The sequence below is a fragment of the Cohnella sp. GCM10020058 genome, from assembly GCF_042683485.1.
In the GTDB taxonomy this organism is placed as follows: Bacteria; Bacillota; Bacilli; order Paenibacillales; family Paenibacillaceae; genus Cohnella.
In genome coordinates, this window is sequence record NZ_JBHUJV010000009.1 from 1,079,891 (window position 1) to 1,105,627 (window position 25,737).

Genomic DNA, 25,737 nt, shown 5'->3' on the forward strand with positions numbered 1-25,737 from the left:
CCTGAGCAGGGCGATTGCTTTTTCTGACTTCTTTTACTACTGAGGCGGCGGTTGTTGGCTGCTCGCATACCACAGCACGAGTGCGCCGACGACTGCCAGACAAGCCAGCACAAAAAACGTAATCTTCCAGGCGCTGCGCGGCGCAGTGCCGGAGACGAGACCGGTCTGGCCGTTGACCATGAAGCGGTAGGGCTTGGATTTGTAGTTGTAGCTGGCGTTCCAGACGGGCAGCAAAAGATGCTTGAACGTGCGGTTGTAATAATCGGTATCGATGTTCATCGAGCGAACCTCGTCGCCGCCAATCTTAGAGCGGATGTCGCCGCGCAGCGCGCCGTCGATTCGCTCCTGTGCTTCCTCCCAGCCTCGCGTTCGGTTGACGGAATAGCGCTCGGCGATGTAGCCGCTCAAATATTCGGGCTTGTAGCCGAGCAGTCCGCCCAGCTCGAAGTTGCCCAGGCGATCCAGCAGCTTGGCGTCGTATTGACCGGAGGCGGGGATCAATACGTCGTTGAAGAAGCGGTCGTAATCGCCGCTCACCCAATGCCAGACCGTATAGCGTTCCTGCTCGGTATAGGTCTCGGTTTTGCCGTTAACGACGCGGGTCTTCGTTACGGTCCGATAGTGATAGTCGCCGCGCTCGGCGGTGTACGCGGAAGAGGTGTCCGCATCGTACGTCCAATAAGGAATATAGATGCCGGCTAGTCGCGCGCTCGTGTTTTCCCGCTTGAAGGCGCCGGGAAGAAACCAGCGTTTCTTTTTCCATGCCCGGAAGGCATTTTTCGCGTCAGCGCTGTCGACTTTAAACGGAATAAGCGATTCGGGCTTTATCGTTGCCGTATCGGGCTGGGGCAGTACCTTCGGCGAGCCGCAGAACGGACATAACGTAGCCGTCTGCAAGGCCGGTATCAAACTCTCGCCGCCGCAGGACTCGCATTTGATCGTCTGCTGCGCCACGCCCCAATCCGTGTCCGACTCTTCTAGCATACCGTCGTCCAGCGCATGCTCCTGCGGGAGCGAGGTATCCGAGTCGATCGCCTGCAGCCGACCGCAATACTGGCACTTCAGCTGCTGGCTGTCCGCGTCGAACAGCATCGCGCCGCCGCAGCTCGCACACGGAAATTGAATAGCTTCATTCGCAGCGTTTGCGTCTTTCGCCATCCAGTCTTACACCTTCGTTCCGCAGTTGGAGCAAAACTTCGCGTTCGGCGCGAGCGGCTGCCCGCACTCGGAGCAGAACTTTTTCGACGGCGCCGCGCTGCCGCCATCCGGGGCGACCCCGCCGACTTGCGCGGCTCGCTCGCTTGCGGCTGCACCACTGCCAGCGGCGGCAGCGCCTGCTCCCGAACCTGCGCTCTGGCTTCCTCCGGCATTCGCCGAATTCTGCTGTTCGTTTTGGCGCATCGTTTGGCTCATCGCCTGCCCCATCGCCATGCCTGCGCCCAGACCGATACCCGTACCCGCCGAGCCGTCCGCCGGGTTGTTCGCCGCCTCGCGCAGCGCTTCGGCCGTCTGATACTTCATATACTGATCAAGGTTGCCTGCGATGTTCATGGACGACCTGCGGTCGATCGTCTTCTCGACTTCCTCGGGCAGCGAGATGTTCTCGATCGTGAGCGCCGTCAGCCAAAGGCCCATGGACATAAAGTGCGCCTGAAGCTTGTCGGTCGCGGCACGGCTAAGTTCATCGTACGAAGCCGCCAGATCGATGACCGGAATTTTCGACTCGCCCAGCAGGTCGCTCACGCCGGAGACGATAACCGATTTAAGGTAACCGGCCACATTTTCCGCCGAAAAGTCCTGCTGTGTACCGAAGATCTCCTTCAGGAAAACGGCAGGATCGTTCACCTTCAGTGCATAGTTGCCGAAGCCCCGCATGCGTACCATCCCGAATTCCGCGTCGCGCATGATAACCGGGTTCGTTGTGCCCCACTTCAATTGGGTGAAGTTGCGCGTGCTCACGAAGAAAACATCGGCTTTAAAAGGAGAGTTGAAGCCGTATTTCCAAGATTTAAGTGCCGTAAGAACCGGCATATTCTGCGTGCTGAGCGTGTATGTGCCCGGACCAAAGACGTCGGCGATCTGGCCTTCGTTGACGAATATAGCAGCTTGGGACTCGCGCACGACGAGCTTCGCACCCATCTTAATCGCATTGTCGTAGACAGGAAAGCGGTATACCATCGAGCCGGTGTCGTCCAGCCATTCGATAACTTCGATGAACTGGCCCTTGATGAAGTCAAACAATCCCATATTCAGCCTCCGTTCGATCTTGTTTGCATTCATTATAAGCTTTAACCCGCGTATGTTCGATAAAATGTTGTTAAAACGCAAAATATGCGGCGTCGCCGGCAGCGGATAATGACTTATAATGAAGAGCAACAAGAGACGCAGTGCGCAAGGCGCAAGGCGCCACAGGGGGTTACCATGGCAACGATCGTGAAGGCTGAATTCGATACGACGGAAAAAGAGATCGTCGCGTTGAACATGAGACATTTCTATGCGACCCCGGGCTTTGTTTTCTTTATGCTAGTCTGCGGCTCTAATTTGCTGTATATGCTGCTTGCGGTGCTAAAGGAGGGTAGCGGGGCGGCGGATCACTTCCACTTCGTCCAATGGCTGCTGCTGGCGTTCGGATTGTTCATTCCCGGATCGAGCTATCTGCGAGCGGTCCAGGCCGTGAAGAGGCGCTTTTCAGTTGAAAAACGGGCGTATGCATTCGACGAGCGGGGCTTTAGCTTCCTCACGCCTACTGCGAAGGGACGGGTCGACTGGCCGGACGTAAGGCGATTCGCGATCACGCGTCGGATGATCGTTTTATACGTCGGCCAGAAGGGCGTCAGCCTCATTCCCGTGCGAAGCTTGTCTAACCCTCGCGAATTGGCGCAGCTCAAGCTTTGGATTCGGCAAACGGCCAATCCTCAAGCTGTACGGCGCGCGGCGAGAAACCGGATACTGCTGTATGCAAGCATCGCGGCCGCCGCGGTCGTCGCCGTCGTGCTTGCATGGAGCGGGACGTCATAAACGACGGCCGAGGCTTGGAAGGCTGCGCCTTCACGCGGCGGATTCTGCCTGCCGCACGACCAGAATTTCCACACGGCGGTTTTTCTGGCGATTGGCTTCCGTGTCGTTCGCCGCAACGGGGCGCGTGTCCGCGTAACCCGCGATTTCAAATATTTTTTCCGGCAGCTTGCGCGTATCGACGAAATAACGGAGCACGGACAATGCACGGCCGGAAGACAAGCCCCAGTTGTCCTGGAATGCAGATCCCGGCTGTATCGGCAGGTTGTCGGTGTGACCCTGAATCGAGATGGTCGTGTCCAGCTTCGTAAACAAACTGGACAGCTTGTCCAGCGCCGGTCTGGCGTCCGGTTTAAGATCCGCCTTGCCGAGGTCGAACAGGAATCTGTCCGACAGTCGAATAGCGATCCCCTGAGGCGTGTCGCCTACGAACACGTCTTGCTGCAATTTGTTTTCTTTGACATACGACTCGATGACCTTGAGCAAATCCTGGAGCGCTTGCTCGCGGCGTCTGGCAATCTCCGCATCCAAGTCGGCCGAGGCGCTGGCGCCGGGAGGGGGATTGGCGGTAGGCGGCGGGCTCGCATATTTAGCGACGTCGGTGCCGCCCTCGAGCCCGCTGCCCATCTCGATGATGCTGTCAGCCCTAGAGAATTCCAATTGGAGCGACTTGGCCAGCGTGTCGTATTTTTTGATATCGATCTGGCTCATCGCGTACATAATAATAAAGAAAATCAGTAGAAGGGTAATTAAATCCGCGTATGTAATCAGCCAGCGCTCTTGGTTCTCATGCGCGCTTCGGCTGCGCCGGCTGCGTCTCCGCGCCATCTTCGCTCTCCTCCTTTTTCAGGACGAACGTCAGCTTCTCCGTGTGCATGAAGGCGGTCAGCTTCTTGCGGATCAGCGCGGGATTTTCTCCGGCTTGGATCGCAAGGATGCCTTCCAGCATCATTTCCGTAAACTGTACGGTCTCGGCCGCGCGGATGCGTATTTTGGACGCGATTGGCAAGTAAAGGATGTTCGCGGAGGCGACCCCGTACAGCGTGGCAGTAAACGCAACTGCGATCGCAGGCCCAAGCGAGCCGGGATCCGCAAGATTGCTTAGCACGTGTATCAAGCCCATGACGGTGCCGATAATGCCCATCGTCGGCGCATACCCGCCGGCAGACTCGAAGATTTTCGCTTGATTTTCCATCCGCTGTTCGATGGCGTCAATTTCGAATTCGAGGATTTGCCTGCTGAGCTCGGGATCGGTGCCGTCGACGACGATTTGAAGACCGCTTTGGATAAAAGGGTCCGGGTGGTCTACAAGCTTGTCTTCGAGGGAGAGTACACCTTCGCGTCGGGCGACCGTGGCCAGATCGACAAGCTCGTCGATCCGGGCGGTAGCCTCCAAAGTGCCAGGCCGAAAGGCGGTCTTCAACGATTCCGGGATCTGGCGCAGCCGGGATGCCGGGAAGCTGATCGCCACGGCCGCGAACGTCCCTCCGAATACGATCAGTAGCGCCGTTTTCTCCACGAGCCCTTCCCAATGACCGCCTTCCCATAAAAATCCGCCTATTAACGCGGCAAGGGCCGCCAAAATACCCCACGACGTGGTCTGGTCCATGCGCTGCTTCATGCAGCTTCACTCCTTTGACTGGTTTCCGGGAAGCCGATATAATGAATGAGAACACATATTCGGACTTGCTGGAAGGGATATCCTGTTTATCGGTTAGATGAAGCAGGGTACGATATAGGACTTTGGTCTACAAGACACGGAGGTGGGCTTAGATATGGCAGTGCCTTCCGGATTCAAGCTGATTTCGGAATACGAGCCGCAAGGAGACCAGCCGGGAGCGATCCGGGAGTTGGTCGCCGGCATTCATGAGGGCAAGCGGCATCAGACGCTTCTGGGCGCGACCGGTACGGGCAAGACGTTCACGATCGCCCAGACGATCGCCAAGGTGAACAAGCCCACGCTCGTTATCGCGCACAACAAGACGCTGGCGGCACAGTTGTGCAGCGAGTTCAAGGAATTTTTCCCGGAAAACGCCGTCGAGTACTTCGTCAGCTATTACGATTACTATCAGCCGGAGGCGTATATCCCGTCCTCGGATACTTATATCGAGAAGGACTCCAGCATTAACGACGAGATCGACAAGCTTCGTCACTCCGCGACCTCTGCGTTATTCGAACGCAAGGACGTCATCATCGTCGCCAGCGTTTCCTGCATTTACGGTCTCGGTTCTCCGGAAGAGTACCGTGACCTTCGACTGAGCCTGCGCGTGGGCATGGAGAAATCGCGCAACGCGATCCTTCACAAGCTGGTCGACATCCAATACCAGCGCAACGATATGAACTTTACGCGGGGGACGTTCCGCGTGCGCGGCGACGTCGTCGAGATCTTCCCGGTATCGGTCGGCGACCGCGCGATTCGGGTGGAGATGTTCGGCGACGAGATCGAGCGGATTACCGAGATCGACGTCCTAACGGGCGAGATCATCGGCTCTCGCGATCATGTCGCGATCTTTCCGGCATCTCACTTCGTGACCGCCGAGGAGAAGATGAAGGTCGCGCTGGTCCACATCGAGCGCGAACTGGAGGATCGCCTCGCCGAGCTGCGCGAGCAAGGCAAGCTGCTCGAAGCGCAGCGGTTGGAGCAGCGAACGCGCTACGATCTCGAGATGATGGCTGAGATGGGCTTCTGCTCCGGCATCGAGAACTACTCCGGTCCGCTGACGTTCCGCGAGCGCGGCGCCACGCCATATACGCTCATGGACTTCTTCCCGGACGACTACCTCATCGTCATCGACGAGTCCCACGTCACGCTCCCGCAAGTGCGGGCGATGTACAATGGGGACCAAGCGCGCAAAACTGTGCTCGTCGACCATGGCTTCCGTCTGCCTTCCGCGAAGGACAACCGCCCGCTGCGCTTCGAGGAGTTCGAGGGCAAAGCCAAGCAGCTCGTCTATGTATCGGCAACACCGGGCCCTTACGAGCTCGAGAACTGCCCGATCATGGTGCAGCAGATCATCCGTCCGACGGGGCTCGTCGATCCGATCATCGAGGTGCGTCCGACAAAGGGGCAGATCGACGACCTGCTCGGCGAGATTCGCGCCCGCATCGAGCGCGACGAGCGCGTGCTCGTGACGACCCTCACCAAAAAGATGTCGGAGGATCTCACCGACTACATGAAGGAAGTCGGCATCAAGGTTCGCTACCTGCATTCGGACATTAAGACGCTGGAACGGATGGCGATTTTGCGCGACCTGCGGATTGGTACGTTCGACGTCTTGGTCGGCATTAACCTGCTTCGGGAAGGCCTCGACTTACCTGAGGTAACCTTGGTCGCCATTTTGGACGCCGACAAGGAAGGCTTCCTGCGCGCCGAGCGTTCGCTCATCCAGACAATCGGCCGGGCGGCGCGGAATGCCGAGGGCCGCGTCATCATGTATGGCGTCAAGATCACCGACTCCATGGCGAAGGCGATTGGCGAGACCGAACGCCGCCGCGCGATTCAGACCGCGTACAACGAGAAGCATGGCATCACGCCACAGACCATCCGCAAGAAGGTGCGCGACGTCATCGAGGCGACAAAGGTCGCCGAGCAGAAGAGTTCTTATCTTACGGGTCTCGAGGACGTCGACAAGCTGTCCAAGAAAGACCGTCAGTCCGTCATCAACCGTCTCGAGGCCGAGATGAAGGACGCCGCCAAGAACCTCCAGTTCGAACGAGCCGCCGAGCTTCGCGACGCATTGCTTGAACTGAAGGCAAGCCTATAGAAATGCTGCGCACGCCTTGCCGGGATAGCTACTCCTGGCAAGGTTTTTTGTTATAAATATCTGGGGCAATAGTGCTGGGTTAAGGGAGCAGCAATGCTCCGTTTATCCGTTTCAACGATATCCCCTTCAGTCAGGAGAGGAGCTGGTTAGCATACGTTTTAACGGTATCCCCTTCAGTCAGGAACTAGAGCTGATTATCAATTATTAATCCAAATATCCCCATCGATAAGGATACAAAATGGCGCTTTAGATCGGTGAGATAATGTGATAAAATAGGAACAAATGTTCCTGTAATTGAATGAGGAGGCTGATCTGCTTGCATTCGCTTCATAAGAAGATGCCAGTTTTTCAGGAGGAAGCCTGCGAGCTAGCTTTGTTCAAGTCCAAGTGGCCGAACGGGTACCGCTGTCCTCGCTGCGACGGGGCTGCATGTTACCGAATCGCTTCCCGACGCAAAAGTCTCTATGAATGCCGAGCCTGTCATCACCAAACCTCTCTGACTGCGGGAACCATAATGGAGGGGACGCGCACACCGCTCGTAAAGTGGTTCAGCGCCTTATACTTGATGCAAACGGGGATCTCCGCCACGCTGCTGGCAGAGGTTATTCAAGTGACCTACAAGACAGCTTGGCTGATCAACCATAAGCTTCGGCATGCCATCCAAGTATGCGACGAATCTAGACCTCTAAAAGGCGACCTGCAATTATACGGCGATTTTTACGCGCGCCCAGTCATGAGCGGCGTTTTTGATCCGCCCGATCAGCGGGATCAGCCTGCAGTCGTAGGGGCCTCAATAGATCCGGAATCCGGCGAGGTAGCCGAAGTTAAAATTAAACGAGTTTCGCCAAATGAGTTTAGTCAGCGTTTATTTGGCGTTGATTCCTATGGCACATTCCTGTGGCGCCATGTGACAGATGCAAAATCCGAGGTTCAAAGCATTGAGATTGTCAAGCAAAGCGATAGCGAGGGAGTGACGGAGCTCGGATTAATTTGGCGGGGAGCTATCGGCTGGCTTGCCAGAACGTTCGGCGGAATTGGTCCTAAGCATCTGCAGGCTTACCTTGACGAATATTGTTTTCGAATTAACGCACGTCCGGATTCTTTTGAAAAGCTTGTATCTCTATGCGGCATTACTCCGACTGTGACGCTTCATGATCTGGTCAACAAAAAGAAAGCTGTACGTTCAGTAAGATGGACGGGAATGGCTAACCACAGACAGCAGAAGAATGCATTTCAGGTTTCCTAACGATTGTTTGTTTTGCAGAATTTCTTTGGAACTCTTTTTTTGAGAAACGGGCTAAGGAAGAATGGTTAATAATTGCGTTGTTAATTTTTTGTAAAATTCCGCCATTAGCCTGATCGAAGGGGATATTCTTTTAAAGGACGAGACAGGGCTAAATTATTTAATACATAGGCGCGAAGGCTGTTAGGTTGCGGATTTTTTTATTTAAAGCGGTGGCCCACCTGATTGAAGGGGATAACGTTGAAACGGTGCGGAGAGCAGGTAGGATGGGTCGGGAACGGCCGAATCTGTGTAAGGACCAAATGAGCAGAGCTCTCCAAAGAACGCCGCGTTTTGGTGGGATTTCCATTTGCGCACCAGTTCATCGGCAAGTATAATGAGATGAGAACACATATTCTTATGTGACGTGGACGGAGGCGGCGCGGAGAGCGAGCCCAGGCCGTTAACGACAGGAGGCTGTACTTTTGGGAAGCGATCAGATTGTCATTAAGGGCGCTCGCGCCCACAATTTGAAAAATATCGACGTGACCATCCCGCGCGACAAGTTCGTCGTGCTGACCGGTCTTAGCGGTTCGGGCAAGTCCTCGCTCGCGTTCGATACGATATATGCCGAGGGGCAGCGCAGGTATGTGGAGTCGCTCTCCGCTTACGCCCGCCAGTTCCTCGGGCAGATGGACAAGCCGGACGTTGATTCGATCGAGGGGCTGTCCCCGGCCATCTCGATCGACCAGAAGACGACCAGCCGCAATCCGCGGTCGACCGTCGGCACCGTGACGGAGATTTACGACTATCTGCGTCTTCTGTACGCGCGTATCGGGAAGCCCCACTGTCCGGAGCACGGGATCGAGATTACGTCGCAGACCGTGGAGCAGATGGTCGACCGGATAATGGAGTATCCGGAGCGTACCCGCTTGCAAATTCTGGCACCTGTCGTTTCCGGACGCAAGGGCGAGCATACGAAGTTGCTGGCTGACATCCAGAAGCAAGGCTTTGTTCGCGTTCGGGTGAACGGAGAGATCATGGATCTGTCGGAACCGATCGAGCTGGAGAAAAACAAGAAGCACTCGATTGAGGTCGTCATCGACCGGATCGTCGTCAAGGAAGACGTTGCGACGCGTCTGGCAGACTCGCTCGAGACGGGGCTTAAGCTGTCCGGCGGTCAGATTCTCGTGGACATTATCGACAAGGAAGAGCTGATGTTCAACTCTCATCTGGCTTGTCCTGTATGCGGGTTTTCGATGGGGGAGCTGGAGCCGCGGCTTTTCTCTTTTAACTCGCCGTTCGGCGCCTGTCCGGATTGCGACGGGCTTGGCGTGAAGATGGTCGTCGATCCCGACCTGCTGCTGCACGACAAGAGCAAGAGCATCGAGCAGGGAGCTTTTTCCGCTTGGGCAGGCAGCACTTCGACCTATTATCCGCAGTTCCTCGCCGCGGTGTGCAGCCACTATAAGATCCCGACAAAGGTGCCGGTGTCCGAGCTTACGGACAAGCAGATGAAGCTGCTGATGTACGGCACCGGTCCGGAGAAGATTCGGTTTAAATATCAGAACGAGTTCGGCTATACGCGGGACGCGATGGTTCAGTTCGAGGGCGTCGTTCCGAACCTGGAGCGCCGCTACCGGGAAACGGCATCGGACGGCATACGCGAATTTATCGAGGAATACATGGGTGCCAAGCCTTGCGAAGGCTGCAAAGGAAAGCGGCTGAAGAAGGAAGCGCTAGCCGTCACGGTCGGCAGCCAGAACGTGGCTCATGTCACGGCGCTATCGATTGGCGACGCGATGAACTTCTTTGACGCGCTGGAGCTGAACGCCAAGGACACGCAGATCTCTAACCTGATCTTGAAGGAGATCAGCAGCCGTCTGGGCTTCTTGATCAACGTCGGGCTGGATTATCTAACGCTCTCCCGCGCGGCAGGTACGTTGTCGGGCGGTGAGGCGCAGCGCATTCGGCTGGCAACGCAGATCGGCTCGAGCCTGATGGGCGTCTTATATATCCTGGACGAGCCGAGTATCGGCTTGCATCAGCGGGACAACGATCGTCTGATCAAGACGCTGGAGCATATGCGGGATCTCGGCAATACGCTCATTGTCGTCGAGCACGACGAGGACACCATGATGGCTGCCGACTATCTGATCGATATCGGTCCTGGCGCCGGCATACACGGCGGGACGGTGGTCGCACAAGGCACGCCTGAGGAGGTCATGCGCGACGATAATTCCCTGACGGGGGCTTATCTGAGCGGCCGCCAGTTCATCCCTGTACCGCTCAAAAGACGCAAGCCCGACGGCCGCTGGATCGAAGTGAAGGGCGCGACGGAAAACAACCTGAAGAATCTTAGCGCGAAGTTTCCGCTTGGCGTTTTCACGGCTGTAACTGGTGTGTCGGGCTCAGGCAAGTCGACGCTGGTCAACGAGATCCTGTACAAGACGCTGGCCCGCGATCTCAACAAGGCGAAGGTGCGCCCCGGCCAGTACAAGGAGTTCCTGGGTCTGGAACACCTGGAGAAGGTCATCGACATCGACCAATCGCCGATCGGACGTACGCCTCGTTCGAATCCGGCGACGTATACCGGCGTGTTCGACGATATCCGCGACGTGTTCGCGATCACGAACGAGGCGAAAGTACGGGGCTATAAAAAGGGACGCTTCAGCTTCAACGTCAAGGGAGGCCGCTGCGAGGCGTGCAAAGGCGACGGCATTATCAAGATCGAGATGCACTTCCTGCCTGACGTATACGTACCGTGCGAAGTGTGCAAGGGCAAGCGCTACAACCGCGAGACGCTCGAGGTCAAGTACAAGGGCAAGAACATCGCGGAAGTGCTGGAGATGACGATCGAGTATGCAACAGAGTTCTTTCAGAACATCCCTCGAATCCATCGCAAGCTTCAGACGCTGCTCGACGTCGGCCTCGGCTACATGACGATCGGCCAGCCATCGACGACGATGTCCGGCGGCGAAGCGCAGCGCGTCAAGCTCGCTGCCGAGCTTCATCGCCGCAGCACAGGCAAGACCCTGTATATTCTCGACGAGCCGACGACGGGTCTTCACGCCCACGATATCGACAGGCTGCTGCAGGTACTGCAGCGATTGGTCGACTCAGGCGAGAGCGTGCTTGTCATCGAACACAACCTGGACGTCATCAAGACGGCGGACTACCTGGTCGACCTCGGTCCCGAAGGCGGCAGCGGCGGCGGCACGATCGTCGGCGTGGGCACGCCGGAGCAGCTATCGGCTAACGCGAAGTCCTACACAGGTAAGTACCTCGGTCCCGTGTTGGAGCGAGACCGGGCACGTACCGAAGCGGCGATGGCTACGGTCGAAGTTTAACCTTAGAGCTTGCGAACGGGAAGAGAAGGACAAAAATTATGTTGCCAGAGAGCAGCGGTTGCTACGGTGTCTTACGAGACACTCGTTGCGCCGCTGCTCTTTTTTTGAGAAAAGTTCAAGGTTAATTGCTATAATGCGTATATCCGAAGCAATAAGTAAAATGAATGCGGGAAAGGTGAGGCGCATGAATATAGATCCGAAACGCCGGGCGGGCGAAGAGGCGGTCAAGCTTGTTGAGGACGGTATGCTTGTAGGGCTTGGAACGGGCTCTACCGCATACTGGGCCATCATGGAGATCGGCAACAGGGTGAAGGCTGGTCTGAAAATTACCGCGGTGCCGACGTCGGTTCGATCCGAGGAGTTGGCGCGCTCGCTAAGGATTCCTTTGGTTCCGCTGGACGATATCCTGCCTAGCGGCATCGATCTGACGATTGACGGCGCGGATGAAGCGGACGAGGCCCTGGACCTGATTAAAGGGGGCGGCGGTGCGCTCCTTCGGGAGAAGATCATCGCCTCGAACAGCAAGCGGCTCGTTATTGTCGCTGACGCTTCCAAGGAGGTCGCAACGCTTGGACAATTTCCGCTGCCTGTCGAGATTGTGCCGTTCGGCTTCAAGCTGACAATGGGACGCTTAGAGGCGCTGGGCGGACATCCGGCTCTTCGCCTGACCCAAGGGGACGAGCCGTACGTGACGGACAACGGCAATTTCATCGCGGACTGCCGCTTTGGTGTGATTGAGGACGCCGCGGCGCTGGAGATGACGCTGAATCTCATTCCTGGCGTCGTGGAGAATGGCCTGTTCGTCGGCATGGCTGAGCGCATCGTCATCGGTCGTGAGGATGGAAAAGTAAGCGTGCGAGAGCGCGCCAGCCTATAATAACAGGGACGGAATGGAAAGGAGGACGTCGAGTGCTTTTCGTATGGCCGGTGCTGTGGGCGGTGGCTCTTTTTTTGCTGGCCGCGGGCTCAGGCTCCCCTGCTTCCCGGCGACTGGCCGCGGTGTCCTTCTTTGCGGGCACCGGTGCGCTGGCTGCCGTACTCGACCTGAATATTATACCGGCGCTGGCGGACGGCGCTGTCCGCGACCGTTGGGAGCAGCCGCTCTACCATGTGCAGGCGACAGCCTCCGTCGCTTCCTACTATGGCGTGCCCTACGCATTTCTGTTGTTCGCGCTGGCGTTCCGTCCCGTGCGGATGCATCCCGCGTTTCGGCGCGCGCTGCCGGTCGCGTTACTTGTGCCGATCGCGCTCTGTCTGCTGTTGACGCCGTGGTATACCGAGCGCTATCCGATATCCTTTGGCATCGTCGTCTGGTGGGCGGCACCGTACATGCTGTACGGTGCGGCGCATATTTTGCTGCTGCGGCCCCGCCGCTCGCCGCTTTCCCCGACCTACTGGATCGTTTGCCTCGCTGTAGTGCCGCCCATGCTGTTTCTACTGACGATGAGCTACGTGCTGCCCAGCCTCGGCATGTTGCGGATGTGGGTATACAATGCTTGGATAGCGTCGCTCGCTGTCGCTGTTTTTCTAATCGGCCTGTTTAGTTACGGATTCATGGGCATCCGGCTGCTGGTCGATCGTAGGCGATTGGATACGACTTGGAGAGCCGTCAACGCCGGTACGGCCATTTTGAATCACGCCATTAAAAACGACGCGGGAAAGCTGCGACTGTTTGGGGAAAAGACCAAGCGATATGCGGAGAAGACCGGGCAGCCCGAGCTGCTGCGCGATATCGAGACGATGCTGTCCGCGTCGCTGCATATGCAGGAGATGATCGCCCGCGTCCACCAACGCACCGGCGATCTGGCGCTGCGGCGGACGAATGTCCGTCTAGGCGCGCTCGTCCGCGATACGCTTGCCGCGCTTGAACCGCAGTTTGCGGGGATTCGGACGCGCCTCGTGCTGCCTGCGCGAGAATGGCTGGCGAATATCGATGCAGCGCAGCTTGGCGAGGCGTTGAACAATATCGTCGCCAATGGGGCGGAGGCGATGAAGGAAAGCGGCGGGACGCTCACCGTAAAGCTGTCGGAGGGACGACGCGAGCTTGTCCTCGAAGTTGCGGACGCCGGACCCGGCATGAGCCGGAGCCAACGCGCGCATGCGTTGGAGCCATTCTATACGACGAAGGGCGGCGGGACCAACTTCGGTCTGGGGCTTCCTTACGCCTACCAAGTCATGCGAAAGCATGGAGGCTCGCTCGCCATCCGGAGCAAGAGCGGGCAGGGCACGAGCGTTTACATGACATTGCCGATTCGAAGCGTGCAGGCGCAGCCGGATCATGCGACGCCATCGGCGGCGCCTAACGCAAAGGAGGCGGGGCTCGATGCAGGCCATTAACATATGGATCGTGGAAGACGACGAGGATTGGCGCAGAGGGCTCGTCTCGTACCTGAACGAGGAGCCGGATCTTCAGGTGACGCTAGCGAGCGGCGACCCGGACCAAGTTCGCGGCATACTGGGGCGGAAGGAGGAGCCGGAGGATCCGGCGCTCCCGGACGTCGTCCTTATGGACATCATGCTGCATGGCATTCCGGAAGGCGTCGTGTTGGCCGAAGAAGTGGCTGTCGGCTCCGGCGCACGCGTCATCATGCTGACTTCAATGGAGGAGAAAGACCTCATCCTGCGCTCCTTCCAGGCTGGCGCCATCGACTATCAACTGAAAACGGACTTTGAGGGTCTGCCCGCTGCGATCCGTGCAGCCGCCCGCCGCGAGGCCTCGATCAGTCCTGCCGCAGCAGAGCGGATGCGGGAGGAATTCAGGCGTCTGAAGGCATTGGAGCGGGAGTTCGAGGTCAAGAAGCTGCAGGATATGATCACCCCTGCAGAGCTGCAACTGCTCGAGATGGTCGACCGCGGCTATTCGCAGTCGCAGATCGCAGACAGGCAGTTTATCTCCATCCGCACGGTCAAAAACCATATCAATCACATTCTCCGCAAGCTCCGCGTCCCCGGCTCCAAAGAGGCGGCAAGGCAGGCCAGGGAGATGGGATTGTTCAAGCCGAAAGAAGAGCCCGGACAAAGTCTCGATCCCTGAGAATAAACGGTTCACGGATACGCCATGATGGTACCACGTAAAGTTGGTACTATTTTTTTTGCCCCGATTTTCTAAAATAAGGGTGAAGAGAGGGGGATCGAACATGGCGTTTGAACCGTACGGAGCTTCGCATTGGGCGGCACTTGGACTGCTGGCGCTGATCGTCGCCTTCGTGTGCGCACAGCGGCGAAGGCTGAGAGGGTCGAAGCAGGCTCGTATCGCACTGGCTGCAGCGTCGGCCGCCGTCGAGCTGGCGATGCTGGCCGACCGAGCGGTCACGCGGGACTGGGATATCTATGCGCTGCCGTTCGAGCTGTGCAGCCTCATGATCTGGCTGACCGCGCTTATGGTGATTACCGGCAGCCGGCGGCTGTACGAGGCGACGTTTTTCCTCGGCATCCTCGGCGCGGCGCAGGCGCTGGCGACGCCCGACCTGACGGCTCCGTTTCCGACGCTGGGCTTCGCGCACTTCTTCCTCGGCCATATCCTCATCGTCGTCTCCAATCTGTACATGACGATCGTAGAGGGATACCGCCCGACGCTGCGGTCCGCCCTGCGCGCATTTGGCTGGCTTCAGGTACTTGCGGTGCCCGCCGCAATCGCAGATATGCTGGCCGGGACCAACTTCATGTTCCTCGCCCGCAAACCTCCGTCGGCATCGCTGCTTGACCTGCTCGGTCCGTGGCCGTGGTACCTGCTTGAGCTGGAGGCCGTCGCTCTTGCGCTTTGCCTGCTGCTGCTCGGCCTCGTCAAGCTGGCCGATCTCTTTTTCCCAAGTCATATTCAATCCCCCCAAGGAGGATTCACCGTCATGATCGACCATTTGCGCAAGCACTGGACATCCCTGCTCGGCGTTGCGCTCGTATTAACCGCATTTATCACGCTGTTCCGTTATACGGTCGACCGCGGCTGGATTACCGATCCGATGAAAATCGGCGTCGGGCTGCTGGCTGGCATCGGTTTTGCCTTGGCGGGAGCGCGTATGTCGACTAGGCCGAGAGGGGCTATGGCGGGTGAGATCGGAATTGGCCTCGGCGCTTGCGTCCTTTACGCGACCGTTGCGTTCGCCGGCATCGCCTATGCGTTATGGGCGCCCATGACCGTGCTGCTCGGCATGATTACCGTCACCGCATTGGCCGTGGCTTACGCCTGGCGTTTCGGCTCCCGCTTGCTCATGCATATCGCGCTGGCCGGCGGATTGCTGTCGCCCATGCTGATGCTGCCCGAGACCGACCAAGTTTTCGCGCTGTTTCTATACTTGCTCGTGCTGAATACGGCGTTTTTCTCGATCAGCATCGCGAAGGGCTGGAGCGAGCTGAGACCGGTTGCTTTTGCCGGAACCTGGGCGCTCTATGCGATCTACTTCTTTTGGTTCGACCCGTCGCTGGACGGCTGGCAGAACATGCCGATCCGTTACGCCCTGGCCGCGTTCCTTTTCTACCATCTCGGATGCCTGATCGCCAGCCTGCGTCTGGGCCGATGCTTCGACGGGTTAAATATGTACTTGAGTCTGGGAAACGGCATCCTGTTCGGCGTCTGGACGCTTATCATCTTGAATGGCGAGCTGGACAGCGGCTATACGCTGATCTTCATTGGCCTGCTGTTCCTCGCTGCCGCCGCCTTCGTGATACGGCAATCGGGCCGCACGCTCGCCTATGCGCTGAGCCATGGCCTGGGCGGCGCCTTGCTGGTGCTCGTCGCGCTCCATCAGCTTGGCAGCGGTCTTGAAGTGAAGCCGTTGCTGAATGTCTTCCTCTGGGCGGGCGTGGCGGTCGTTCTCGCGGCGGTGGGCCGCTTGCGGAAGCGGAAGCATTGGCTGCCGGAGATGCTGTCTATGTCGATTTGGTTTATCGTAGGCATCTACTGGTTCTCCACGACTTGGGAAACGCCGCGCGGCGACTGGTTTAGCGTCTACGTCCCCTTTCTGAACTGGGGGGCCATATCCTGGATGCTGCTGGCTGCGCTAGGCTTCTACTTCGCGACGAGCCGGCAGGCAGTCGGATTGGACGGTTCCGACCGTAAGCTGGTGTCGAACGCCTTCGCCTTGGGGGCTCATCTTGTCATCGGCGGCCTGCTGACCGTGCAAATCTCCGGACTGTTCGAGGCATACGACTGGGGAAGCGGGGAAACGACGCTGCTACGGCTTGCTTTGTCGCTCGCATGGGGCATCTACGCGCTGCTGCTGTTTCTGTGGGGGGCATATCGCCGCGAGCCGCTGTTCCGTTGGTTCGGCTCCGCGGTCCTCGTTCTCGTGGCGCTCAAAGCGATGGTTCTCGACCTTCAAGGAGAGGAGACCTTGCTCAAGGTGCTCGTGCTGCTCGGCTTGGGAGGGATCTCGTTCCTGATTACCTGGGTGAATGGGAAATGGGCGCCGCGTGCAGAAAAGGCTGTAAATGGTAGATAAGCGCGGTATTTCGTTTTATAATGCTGGGGTATGGATCCGACGAAGGGGGACCCCGTCATCGAAGTCAGCGCGCTACTTGTCATTGTCGTCGCGATGCTCGCCTCTGCCGCGGGCTGGCTCGCATTCATGCTTACCGTCCGCCATGCGGTCGATTCCTCCGGGACCTCGCGCAAGCTCGAACAGCTGACGCAAGAGGTTCGTATGCTCCGGCGGGAGCTGCGCAAGCGGGACGCGGGCCTGCGAGGCAGCGAGGCAAGAGGGCAACAGGTCGATCGTACCCTCTAGATGAGCCTATAAAAATCGGGCGTTCTCTCCAATGGAGAGCCGCCCGATTTTTTCTCATGCGTTGCTGCGAACTCTAGTATTTTAATTTAGCTTCAAGTACTGCTCCTCGATAATCCGCAGGTGATGCAGTTCATGGCCGCTATTGATGCAGGCCAATGCCCTTACGCTGACGGGATTGTCGTTCGCGTTGCCGATCCGCGTCCAGTCCTCGGTCCGCAGCCCGCGCAGCAGCGTTAGCGTCGACTCACGGACCGTCCGGTAATCCTCGGCCAGCTGCGACAGCGTCCAGCGCTCGAAAGGCCCGTTCGGCACGAGCTCGTCCTGCTCATAACCCGGCAGATTCGTCCGATCGCCTCGGGCGATGCGGAGCAGACGATAGCTCTGGATGCGCTCGTTGTCGCTGATGTGGCCGAAAACCTGCTTCAGGGACCACTTGCCCGGCGCATATCGATAGTCGGCTTGCTCCTCCGTCAGTCCGGAAAAGAGGGCGAGCGTGCGCGCTTTTTGAGCCTCGAGAATTTCGATCAGATCGCCTTCGGGAACAAGCGAGACATACTGGCCTTGGTAGGGCGTGTATTCGTTTGAATTCGGTCGTTCGCGCATGGACGCATTGCCTCCTCGATATGGGGTTGAATTGAGCGTAGTACCGGCAGGCTGCGGTGTCAACCCGATGCATGGGGCGGAGTTGACTTTCGGCATGCGTGTTATAAATGTTGGCGGAGCTGGACATTTTATATTTCAAAGGCTGCACGGCGTAGTTTCGACGGCTCGGGACCGATTCATCCATCTACGTCTGAACCAATAGGTCTCGCATGAAGCGCGACTTGAGAGGTAGCGCTTTCCCGCTTATTGTGACAAAGTTGTTACGGTGGCAAATTCGGACTTGCAACACGGGTGCCTTATGGCTAACATAGAGGATACTGGGAAAGTTATGAGATAAGGGAGGACAACCCATGTTTCTCGCGGAAAATGCGGCTGAATCCGCAAGCACGTTCGCGGTATTCGACATTTTCATGGTTATTATCACGGTTCTGATCGTGGCCGGACTCGTTCGCCTGGTGAGGCAGCGTCCCAACAAGAACATTTTTGCCATCGGGTTCACGGCGGTTTCCTTGATCATTTTCCTGATCGCGGACGTGAAGATGGTCAGCGGCTGGTAACGAATACCGGCTGCTATTCAACCCATAACTGAGACAAGAGAGCCGGCGTGCGAGCCCGGTTCTCTTTTTTTGCATATTCGACATTATTCGACACAATCTCCGATATCGCATCGGTTCGGATTCTGATATGGTAAAAAGGTCTTAAATTACTAATGAGAGGCAGTTGGGGAACGGGTTGTTTAAAAAGATAAACGGCAAAGCGGCGATCGGCGCCGCATTTTTTTCGTTCGGGTTGCTGATGGCGGGTTCGGCGACGGCGGCAGCGCCGACATCGGGCGCGATCAGCCTCCCGGTCAAGGTCATCAACGGCGAGGCTTATGTCAAAGCAACGTCCTTAACCGCCGCGCTAGGCGGCACCGGGACCTACGATAAGGCGAGCCAGACGTACAAGTACACGCCTGCGGACGTACCTTCGGTCATCAAGCAGGTCGCGCCGAGCGTCGTCGCCATCATCGGCAAGCCGGACGCGAATGGTGGCCGGTTCGCGCTGGCGCATGGGACAGGCGTCATCATCAAGGCGGATGGGCTGATCGTGACCAACGCTCACGTCGTGCAGGACATGACGCGGATCGTCGTCGTCACGGCAGACGGCAAGGAGTATGAAGGCACGCGCAAGCAGATAGACGTAACCAGCGATCTGGCGCTCGTCCAGATCAAGGCCAGCGGTCTTAAGCCCGCGAAGTTCGCAGCGTCTCCGCTTAAGGTTACGGTCGGCGAGCCGGCGATCGCGATCGGCACCCCGGTGTCGTTCTCGCTGCGCAATACGGCTACAGTCGGCGTCATCAGCGGGCTGAACCGATCCATTTCCGACGACTACAACCTGCTGCAGACGGACGCGGCCATCAATCCGGGCAACAGCGGCGGTCCGCTCGTGAATATGAAGGGCGAGGTCGTCGGAATCAACTCCATGAAGTTCGTCGACGTCGATATCGACAGCATGGGATTCGCCATTCCGGCGGATACGGTGCAGTACGTGTTGAACCAGTTCGCCAAGTACGGCAAGGTCATGCGCCCTTCGCTGGGCTTGGAGCTCGAGGAGAGCTGGTCCGCCGTCGTCGGCCTGCCGACCGAGGAGCCGATGACCGTCACTGCTGTTTCGTCGCCCGAAGCCAAGCAAGCCGGGCTGCAGGAAGGCGATCAGATCTATGCCGTCGCCGGCAAGCAAATTGCCACGCTCGTCGAGCTGAGCGAGTTGCTGAAGGCTTATTTGCCGGGGCAGCCAATCGAGATCACCGTACTGTCGGACGGAGATCTAGTTAAGAAAAAGGTAGTTCTTTCAACCAGCTTGTCACACTAGAGAGGAGCACTTTTACTCATGTTTAATCGCAAATCGACCGGACGATTCAGCGTCTTGCTGCTGGCGTTCGTCATGCTGTTCGTAGCCGCGATTCCCGCATGGGCTGCCGATTCGTCTTCACCCGCTATCGATATTCGCCTGAAGCTCGGCAGCAAGCAGATGACCGTCAACGGGGCGGCATCGACCGTACAGCCCCCTTTTCAGAAGAATGGAGCTACGTATATCCCGCTCAGCGTGCTTACGAAAGGGCTGGGCGCCAAACTTGCCCTGACGCAAAATAAAATTCTTACCCTGACGCTGGGCAGCCACAAGCTCGTTCTGACGCTTGGCAGCAAGACGGCTGCCGCCGACGGCAAGGCGACCGCGCTTCAGGCAGCGCCGCTGCTGCAATCGGGCGTAACGATGGTGCCGCTGCAAGTCGTCCAGTACCTCGGTGCCGCCAAGAGCTTCACGGCAGCCACCAAGGAGATCCGGGTCACGCTGGCGAACGTCGCTTCCGGATCGGGATCGACGGGCGGGACAAGCACGATCGACTCGGATGCAGGCAAGTCCAAGATCGGCGACAGCTACTACAAGTGGTCGATGAATTATCCGACTGGCCTTGTGCAGGACTACCAGTCAACGGATGGGGATGCACTTGAGTTCAGAGACGTGAAGAAGGAGTATTTCCTCGGCGTGTACGTGTACCCGCAGATCGACCAATTGACCGCGTCCGAGGTAAGGGATACGATCTACTCGCTCTACTACAATACCGAGACGACGGTCACGAAAACGACGGTAACCCGTGCAGGAGTAACTTACGAAAGCGTCATTACGAAGGACAAAAACGGTTTGTATTACGAATATCGCGGCTTCCAGGCCAACGATTTCTTGTACATCGTCGCTTATGGAAAAAAAGCGTCCAGCGCATCCGAACTGAAGCAGTCCACAACCATTTTGGACAGCTTCAAGACGTCGTTTGCCAGCACGGACAGCAAGTTGAAGGACCTCACGCAAATTGTCGCCGGCTACAAGACGTTTAAGTATGAGGACTATGGTTTGTCGCTGCAGCTGCCGAAGGAATGGGAGCTTGCCAAGGACTCCAATTATCCGTACTATCAGCCTAAGGACGAGAGCGCCTACGTGTATGTTGACGTGACGTCGCTCGTGAAGGGCGATACGGTGGATGCATGGATCGACAGGAAGCTGAGCAGCTTTAAGGATACGTTCGACACGCCTTATTACAAGGTGCTGGAGAAGACGAACGTAGAATGGAACGGCAAGCCGGCCGTCATGCAAAAGCTCTCTTACTCCTACGACACGAAAAAATGGTGGGATGAGTACGAAATCTTTGCTATCGAGGGAGATTATCGTTACTACACCGAATTCGCCTATGTTCAAAGCCGCAAGGCGGAATTTGAACCGATTCTGGGTCAAGTGCTGAAGTCGCTTCGCGTCGACTACAGCGAAGTCGAAGACAACTTCGGCGAGATCGTGGACGATTCGGACATCGTCGACCGGACGGCCGTCACCACGAAGACGAGCCGTAAATACGGCTATAGCATCGCGCTGCCGCAGCAGTGGGGCGGCGTGAAGAACGACTTCGAGAACGACGAAGTTTCCTATGTGTTTAACGGAGGCAGCTTGCTAATCAATATTCTGGAAGGCGTCACCGATGCTCAGCAGCTGTACGAGAGCGCGAACAGCAGTTTCTCCAAGGCAGACGCCGAGTCCAATGCAATTCGCGTTACGGAAAATAGCATGACGACCTTCGCAGGCCTCACGGCCAAGAAGCTGGTACTGGAAGACGACGGCAGTGAAGGCGGCGGCCCTTCCAGGACGACCTTGTACGTCGTGGTCGCGAACAATCGCGGCTATCTGGTCGCCACTACGCTGTCCACTGCGTTCGCAAGCGCCTTTAACAAGAAACAGCTTGACGATGCGATCAAGTCCTTTAAGCTGAACACGCAAAGCTAATAAATCGCGGGCCGGATGCGCTGACATCCGGTCCTTTTTTGTTTGTTGGGAATTGCCTTTGGCTGGGGCTTGCGCGCTTTGCTATACTAATAGAGAGAACGTCGCCTTGAGGCGGCATGGAGGTTAAGCATACATGAGCAATCAAGCCGCGGTGCGGCGTGAAGATATAGAGCTGTTGGCTCCCGCCGGAGACTGGGAATGCATGCGGGCGGCCGTCGCGAACGGCGCGGACGCGATCTTTTTTGGCGTGGAAAAATTCAATGCACGGGCGCGCGCGAACAATTTCAAGATGGACGAGCTGCCGGAGATCATGGCGTTCCTCCACAGGTACGGCGTCAAAGGCTTTCTCACCTTCAACATCCTCGTGTTCGAGGACGAGCTGCGCAATGCGCAGGAGCTCGTCGAGGCATGCATCAATGCCGGCGTCGATGCGGTCATCGTGCAGGATCTCGGCCTCGTCAAGCTGATTCGCGAGATCTCGCCCGACTTCCCGATTCACGGCTCGACGCAGATGACGATTACCTCGCCGGAGGCGGTCGAGTTCACGAAGCCGTTCGATATGGAGCGGGTCGTGCTCGGACGGGAGAACAACCTGAAGCAGATCGCCAAGATCGGCGAGCAGGCCAAGCTGCCGATGGAGGTGTTCGTGCACGGTGCATTGTGCGTGTCTTATTCGGGTCAATGCCTGACGAGCGAGATGTGGGGCGGCCGCTCCGCGAACCGCGGCGAATGTGCGCAGGCCTGCCGCTTGCCTTACGATCTGATGGTCGACGGCGAGCACAAGCCGATGGGCAACATCGCCTATTTGCTGTCGCCCAAGGACTTGGCGGCGATCGACATCATGCCGGAGCTGATCGAGGCGGGCGTCACGTCGTTCAAAATTGAGGGCCGGCTCAAGAGCCCGGAGTATGTGGCCAATGTCGTGAGCAAATACCGCAGCGCCATCGACAAATACTTCGCCGGCCAGGACGCGAGGCCTTCGGCGGAGGAGGTCCGCGAGCTGCAGCAGAGCTTCTCGCGCGGCTTTACGCACGGCTTCCTCGACGGAACGAACAACAAGCAGCTCGTCGAGGGCACGTTCCCGAAGAGCCGGGGCGTGTATCTTGGACGCGTGGAGCGGCTGACCCGCGACAGCGTCGTCTGCCTGATCGAGGCGCCGCTCAAGCGCGGCGACGGTCTGGTCTTCGATGCCGGAGACCCGACCAAGAAGGAAGAGGGCGGCCGTGTCTATGATCTGCGCCGCGGCAAAGTCAAGATCGAAGGCGAGGTCGCGCAAGGCGGCGAGATCGAGATCGTGATGGGCCGCAACGACGTCGACCTGACCAAGCTCCACGTCGGCGACCGCATCTGGAAGACGAGCGACCCGGCGCTCGATCGCCGCCTGCGGACGACGTTCGAGACGGACAAGCCGTATCGCACGTTCCCGGTGTCCGTCACCGTATCTGGGCGCGAGGGCGAGCCGCTGCGCACGATCTGGACCGACGCGCAGAAAAACACGACCGTCGTCGTTCAGTCCGACATGCCGCTCGAGCGCGCGATGAACCGGCCGCTCGGCCGCGAAGTGCTGGAAGAGCAGCTCGGCCGCCTCGGCGGCTCGCTATATCATCTCGGCGAGCTGACCGTGTCGCTCGAGGGCGACGTCATCGTGCCCAAGAGCGAGCTGAACCGCATCCGCCGCGAAGCGGTGCTGCAGCTCGAGCCGCTGCGCGACCGGCCGCCGGTCTACGTCAAGCGCGACGTCGATGCCTACGGCGACGCGCCGCATCCGGCGCCGTCCGTGCTCGACACCGGCGGCGGCCGGCTTACCGTCCTGTGCCGGACGCTCGAACAGGTGCAGGCCGCTGTGGAGACGGATGCTGCGATGATTTACGCGGACTTCGAGTTCATCAAGCAGTTTCCGGACGCGATCGCAGTCTGCCGCGCGGCGGGCAAGCCGATCGGCCTGGCGACGCCTCGCATCCACATGCCCGGCGAGAACGGCTATCACCGCAACATTCTGAAGCTCGCGCCGGACGCGGTGCTTGTGCGCAACACGGGGGCGCTCTATTTTTACCTGAAGGAACGCATGGAAAATCCGGGCGCCAAGCATCCGACGCTCATCGGGGACTTCTCCCTGAACGTGGCGAACCACAAGACGGTCGAGCTGTTTCGCGAAGCGGGTCTCGACTGGGTGACGCCGTCGTACGACCTGAACGTCCAGCAGATGGTGGACATGCTGCGGCTGTCGGATACATCGCGGCTCGAGCTCGTCATCCACCAGCATCTGCCGATGTTCCACACGGAGCACTGCGTCTACTGCACGTTCATGAGCGAAGGGACGAACTTCACGAACTGCGGACGTCCCTGCGAGGAGTCTCGTGCTTCGCTGCGCGACCGGATCGGATTCTCGCATCCGGTACGGGTCGACGAAGGCTGCCGCAACACGGTGTACAATGCCATCGAGCAGTCTGGCGCGGAGTATCTGACGACGTTCCAGGAACTGGGCGTGCCGTCCTACCGGGTCGAATTTCTCGAAGAAGACGCGGACAAGGTTCGCGAGGTGCTGGCGCTTTACCGCGCGGCCATGCAGGGCCGCATCGGCGGCACCGAGGTGTGGAAGAAGCTGAAGGCAATCAACCAGCTCGGCGTGACGCGCGGGCAACTGGTGAAGTAAGCAGTCGAGCGTCGGCTGGAGAAAATGGGCAAGCCGCTTTATCCTTCGGGATGAAGCGGCTTTTTTGCGATGCGGCGCAGTTGGGAGTCTGATACGAATCGCCAGGCATGTCGGCTTGGACGCCAGAACTGTTAGCGGAGGATGAATTTTACATTCCGTTAACCTGAAGCGCATTCAGGCTTGAGGTCCCGTTGATACAATGAACGGACGACAACGGAATCGTAGGAGGGAACGTTTATGAAAATCGCGGTTGTGGGAGCGGGTATTGTCGGATTGACGACGGCGGCCGGATTTGCGGATTTGGGACACCAGGTGTATTGCAGCGATTCGGACGGCGATAAAATAGAGCGAATTGCAAACGGGAGTCTGCCTTATTTGGAGCCGGGACTTGTGGAATTGGTCGATCGGGGACTGGCGTCGGGACGTCTTTCTTTCGGTTTGGGCGTGTCGCCCGCGATCGGCGATGCCGAGATCGTATTCCTCGCGGTCGGAACGCCTGCGACGGACGACGGGGAGATCCTGCTGGCCCAGCTATGGGAAGCTGCCGACATGCTCTGGCCGCGGGCTGGCGGCATGCGCAGGCTGATCGCCGTGAAGAGCACGGTGCCCGTGGGAACGGCCGAACGGCTGGAGGCGCGGCTTCGGGCGAAGCTGCCGGCGGAGAGTGGCGTCGACGTCGTGTCCGTGCCCGAATTTTTGCGTGAAGGCTTCGCGGTTCGGGATTTCTTCGAGCCTTCGCGTATCGTCATCGGGTCGGCAACGCATGAAGCTGCCGAGTTGATGGACCGCTTGTACAGAAGATTGTCCACGACCGTCGTTCACACGGACCGTCGGAGCGCAGAGCTCGCGAAGCTCGCAGCGAATGCCGCGCTGGCGATTAAAATTTCTTACGCCAACGAGATGGCGGCGCTTTCGGAGCAGACCGGCGCCGACTACCCGGACATTGCCCACATTCTGGGGCTCGATCCGCGCATCGGCCCGCACTTCCTGGGCGCAGGCCTAGGCTTCGGCGGCTCCTGCCTGCCCAAGGATACGCGGGCGCTCGTAAGGCTTGCCAGCGAGGCCGGTGCGCCGCAGACCGTCGCTTCCGCCGCCATCCGCGCCAATGCCGTTCTGCCGCAGCGCATGGCGCGCAAGCTTGAAGCGGCGCTCAGCGGCTTGTCGCGTCGTCGCGTCGCGCTGCTCGGACTGGCCTTCAAGCCGGGCACGGCCGATCTGCGCGAAGCCCCGTCGCTGCGCCTGATCGCAGAGCTCAAGAAGCGATATCCGGGGATCGCCCTGGCGGCCTATGATCCGGCGGTCGACGTTGCGATGAAGCGGCAGCTGCCCGCCGGCGTCGGGCTGTACGGTTCGGCCGAAGAGGCGCTGCGCAGCGCGGATGCCGCGATCGTCGTGACGGAATGGCCCGAGATCCGCAAAATATCGGCAGAAGACTACAAAAGCTGGATGAGCAGGCCTATAATATTAGATGGACGCAACTGCCTGGACGCACACGCGCTGAACGCGCAAGGCGTCGTGTGCATCGGGGTCGGGCGTCTGCCGGCCGCGCCGCAGGGAATACCGGCGTATCAAGGACGGCACGCATAAACAGAGAGGA

At 58.4% G+C, this 25,737-nt stretch carries 19 protein-coding genes and 1 pseudogene; 15 read left to right on the top strand and 5 right to left on the bottom strand.

Translation table 11 applies throughout. From position 1 onward, the window contains the following. Positions 1–36: 36 nt before the first annotated feature. Both ACFSR7_RS19945 and ACFSR7_RS19950 read right to left on the bottom strand, forming a co-directional pair. Positions 37–1,158 carry a TFIIB-type zinc ribbon-containing protein gene (locus ACFSR7_RS19945; protein ID WP_378164561.1) on the bottom strand — a complete coding sequence of 374 codons (1,122 nt, stop codon included), beginning with the start codon at positions 1,156–1,158 and terminating at the stop codon, positions 37–39. Positions 1,159–1,164: 6 nt separating this feature from the next. Then, on the bottom strand, positions 1,165–2,247 hold the full coding sequence (locus ACFSR7_RS19950; RefSeq protein ID WP_378164563.1) for an SPFH domain-containing protein: 1,083 nt from the start codon (positions 2,245–2,247) through the stop codon (positions 1,165–1,167). A 174-nt stretch (positions 2,248–2,421) separates the two neighbouring features. Between ACFSR7_RS19950 and ACFSR7_RS19955 the strand changes: the two genes are divergently transcribed. Continuing rightward, on the top strand, positions 2,422–3,018 hold the full coding sequence (locus ACFSR7_RS19955; RefSeq protein ID WP_378164565.1) for a YcxB family protein: 597 nt from the start codon (positions 2,422–2,424) through the stop codon (positions 3,016–3,018). 30 nt (positions 3,019–3,048) lie between these two features. Here ACFSR7_RS19955 and ACFSR7_RS19960 read toward each other — a convergent pair whose 3' ends face one another. Together ACFSR7_RS19960 and ACFSR7_RS19965 are read right to left on the bottom strand one after the other, a co-directional pair. Beyond that, the gene (locus ACFSR7_RS19960; protein ID WP_378164567.1) at positions 3,049–3,843 is read right to left on the bottom strand and encodes a flagellar motor protein MotB; all 795 of its coding nucleotides are present in this window, start codon (positions 3,841–3,843) and stop codon (positions 3,049–3,051) included. Then, positions 3,803–4,624, bottom strand: coding sequence for a flagellar motor protein (locus ACFSR7_RS19965; RefSeq protein ID WP_378164663.1), 822 nt, complete (start codon positions 4,622–4,624; stop codon positions 3,803–3,805). Before ACFSR7_RS19965 ends, ACFSR7_RS19960 begins: the two co-directional genes overlap by 41 nt. 166 nt (positions 4,625–4,790) lie before the next feature. Here ACFSR7_RS19965 and uvrB point away from each other — a divergent pair, with 166 nt between their 5' ends. The 9 genes and pseudogenes from uvrB to ACFSR7_RS20010 all read left to right on the top strand — a co-directional run bounded on the left by uvrB (position 4,791) and on the right by ACFSR7_RS20010 (position 17,074). Next, complete coding sequence (uvrB, locus tag ACFSR7_RS19970; protein ID WP_378164569.1) at positions 4,791–6,779, top strand: excinuclease ABC subunit UvrB; 1,989 nt, start codon at positions 4,791–4,793, stop codon at positions 6,777–6,779. A gap of 337 nt (positions 6,780–7,116) precedes the next feature. Continuing rightward, positions 7,117–7,257, top strand: a pseudogene (locus tag ACFSR7_RS19975) (transposase); the annotation flags it as partial. Positions 7,258–7,293: 36 nt separating this feature from the next. Next, positions 7,294–8,025 carry a hypothetical protein gene (locus ACFSR7_RS19980; protein ID WP_378164673.1) on the top strand — a complete coding sequence of 244 codons (732 nt, stop codon included), beginning with the start codon at positions 7,294–7,296 and terminating at the stop codon, positions 8,023–8,025. Positions 8,026–8,486: 461 nt separating this feature from the next. Then, positions 8,487–11,351, top strand: coding sequence for an excinuclease ABC subunit UvrA (gene uvrA / locus ACFSR7_RS19985; protein ID WP_378164571.1), 2,865 nt, complete (start codon positions 8,487–8,489; stop codon positions 11,349–11,351). A 190-nt stretch (positions 11,352–11,541) separates the two neighbouring features. Then, positions 11,542–12,228 (top strand): ribose-5-phosphate isomerase RpiA, encoded by a 687-nt coding sequence (rpiA, locus tag ACFSR7_RS19990; protein ID WP_378164665.1) that lies wholly within the window; start codon positions 11,542–11,544, stop codon positions 12,226–12,228. 32 nt (positions 12,229–12,260) lie between these two features. After that, a complete protein-coding gene (locus ACFSR7_RS19995; RefSeq protein ID WP_378164573.1) occupies positions 12,261–13,688 on the top strand; it encodes an ATP-binding protein in 1,428 nt (475 codons plus the stop codon). Next, a complete protein-coding gene (locus ACFSR7_RS20000; RefSeq protein ID WP_378164575.1) occupies positions 13,675–14,385 on the top strand; it encodes a response regulator transcription factor in 711 nt (236 codons plus the stop codon). Before ACFSR7_RS19995 ends, ACFSR7_RS20000 begins: the two co-directional genes overlap by 14 nt. A 103-nt stretch (positions 14,386–14,488) precedes the next feature. Continuing rightward, positions 14,489–16,789 (top strand): TMEM164-related integral membrane acyltransferase, encoded by a 2,301-nt coding sequence (locus ACFSR7_RS20005; protein ID WP_378164577.1) that lies wholly within the window; start codon positions 14,489–14,491, stop codon positions 16,787–16,789. Positions 16,790–16,819: 30 nt separating this feature from the next. Beyond that, entirely contained in the window at positions 16,820–17,074 is a 255-nt protein-coding gene (locus ACFSR7_RS20010; protein WP_378164579.1) for a hypothetical protein, read from the top strand. 81 nt (positions 17,075–17,155) lie between these two features. Here ACFSR7_RS20010 and ACFSR7_RS20015 read toward each other — a convergent pair whose 3' ends face one another. Next, positions 17,156–17,677 carry a DinB family protein gene (locus ACFSR7_RS20015; protein WP_378164581.1) on the bottom strand — a complete coding sequence of 174 codons (522 nt, stop codon included), beginning with the start codon at positions 17,675–17,677 and terminating at the stop codon, positions 17,156–17,158. Positions 17,678–18,027: 350 nt separating this feature from the next. Here ACFSR7_RS20015 and ACFSR7_RS20020 point away from each other — a divergent pair, with 350 nt between their 5' ends. From ACFSR7_RS20020 to ACFSR7_RS20040, 5 genes are all read left to right on the top strand, one after another. Then, a complete protein-coding gene (locus ACFSR7_RS20020; protein WP_282913265.1) occupies positions 18,028–18,234 on the top strand; it encodes a hypothetical protein in 207 nt (68 codons plus the stop codon). A 175-nt stretch (positions 18,235–18,409) separates the two neighbouring features. Then, positions 18,410–19,531, top strand: a complete 1,122-nt coding sequence (locus ACFSR7_RS20025) for a S1C family serine protease (RefSeq protein ID WP_378164583.1) — start codon at positions 18,410–18,412, stop codon at positions 19,529–19,531. Positions 19,532–19,549: 18 nt separating this feature from the next. Continuing rightward, positions 19,550–21,487 (top strand): stalk domain-containing protein, encoded by a 1,938-nt coding sequence (locus ACFSR7_RS20030; RefSeq protein WP_378164585.1) that lies wholly within the window; start codon positions 19,550–19,552, stop codon positions 21,485–21,487. Between the two features lie 133 nt (positions 21,488–21,620). Then, the gene (locus ACFSR7_RS20035) at positions 21,621–24,140 is read left to right on the top strand and encodes a U32 family peptidase (protein ID WP_378164587.1); all 2,520 of its coding nucleotides are present in this window, start codon (positions 21,621–21,623) and stop codon (positions 24,138–24,140) included. 237 nt (positions 24,141–24,377) lie between these two features. Then, complete coding sequence (locus ACFSR7_RS20040) at positions 24,378–25,727, top strand: UDP-glucose dehydrogenase family protein (RefSeq protein ID WP_378164589.1); 1,350 nt, start codon at positions 24,378–24,380, stop codon at positions 25,725–25,727. Positions 25,728–25,737 lie beyond the last annotated feature (10 nt).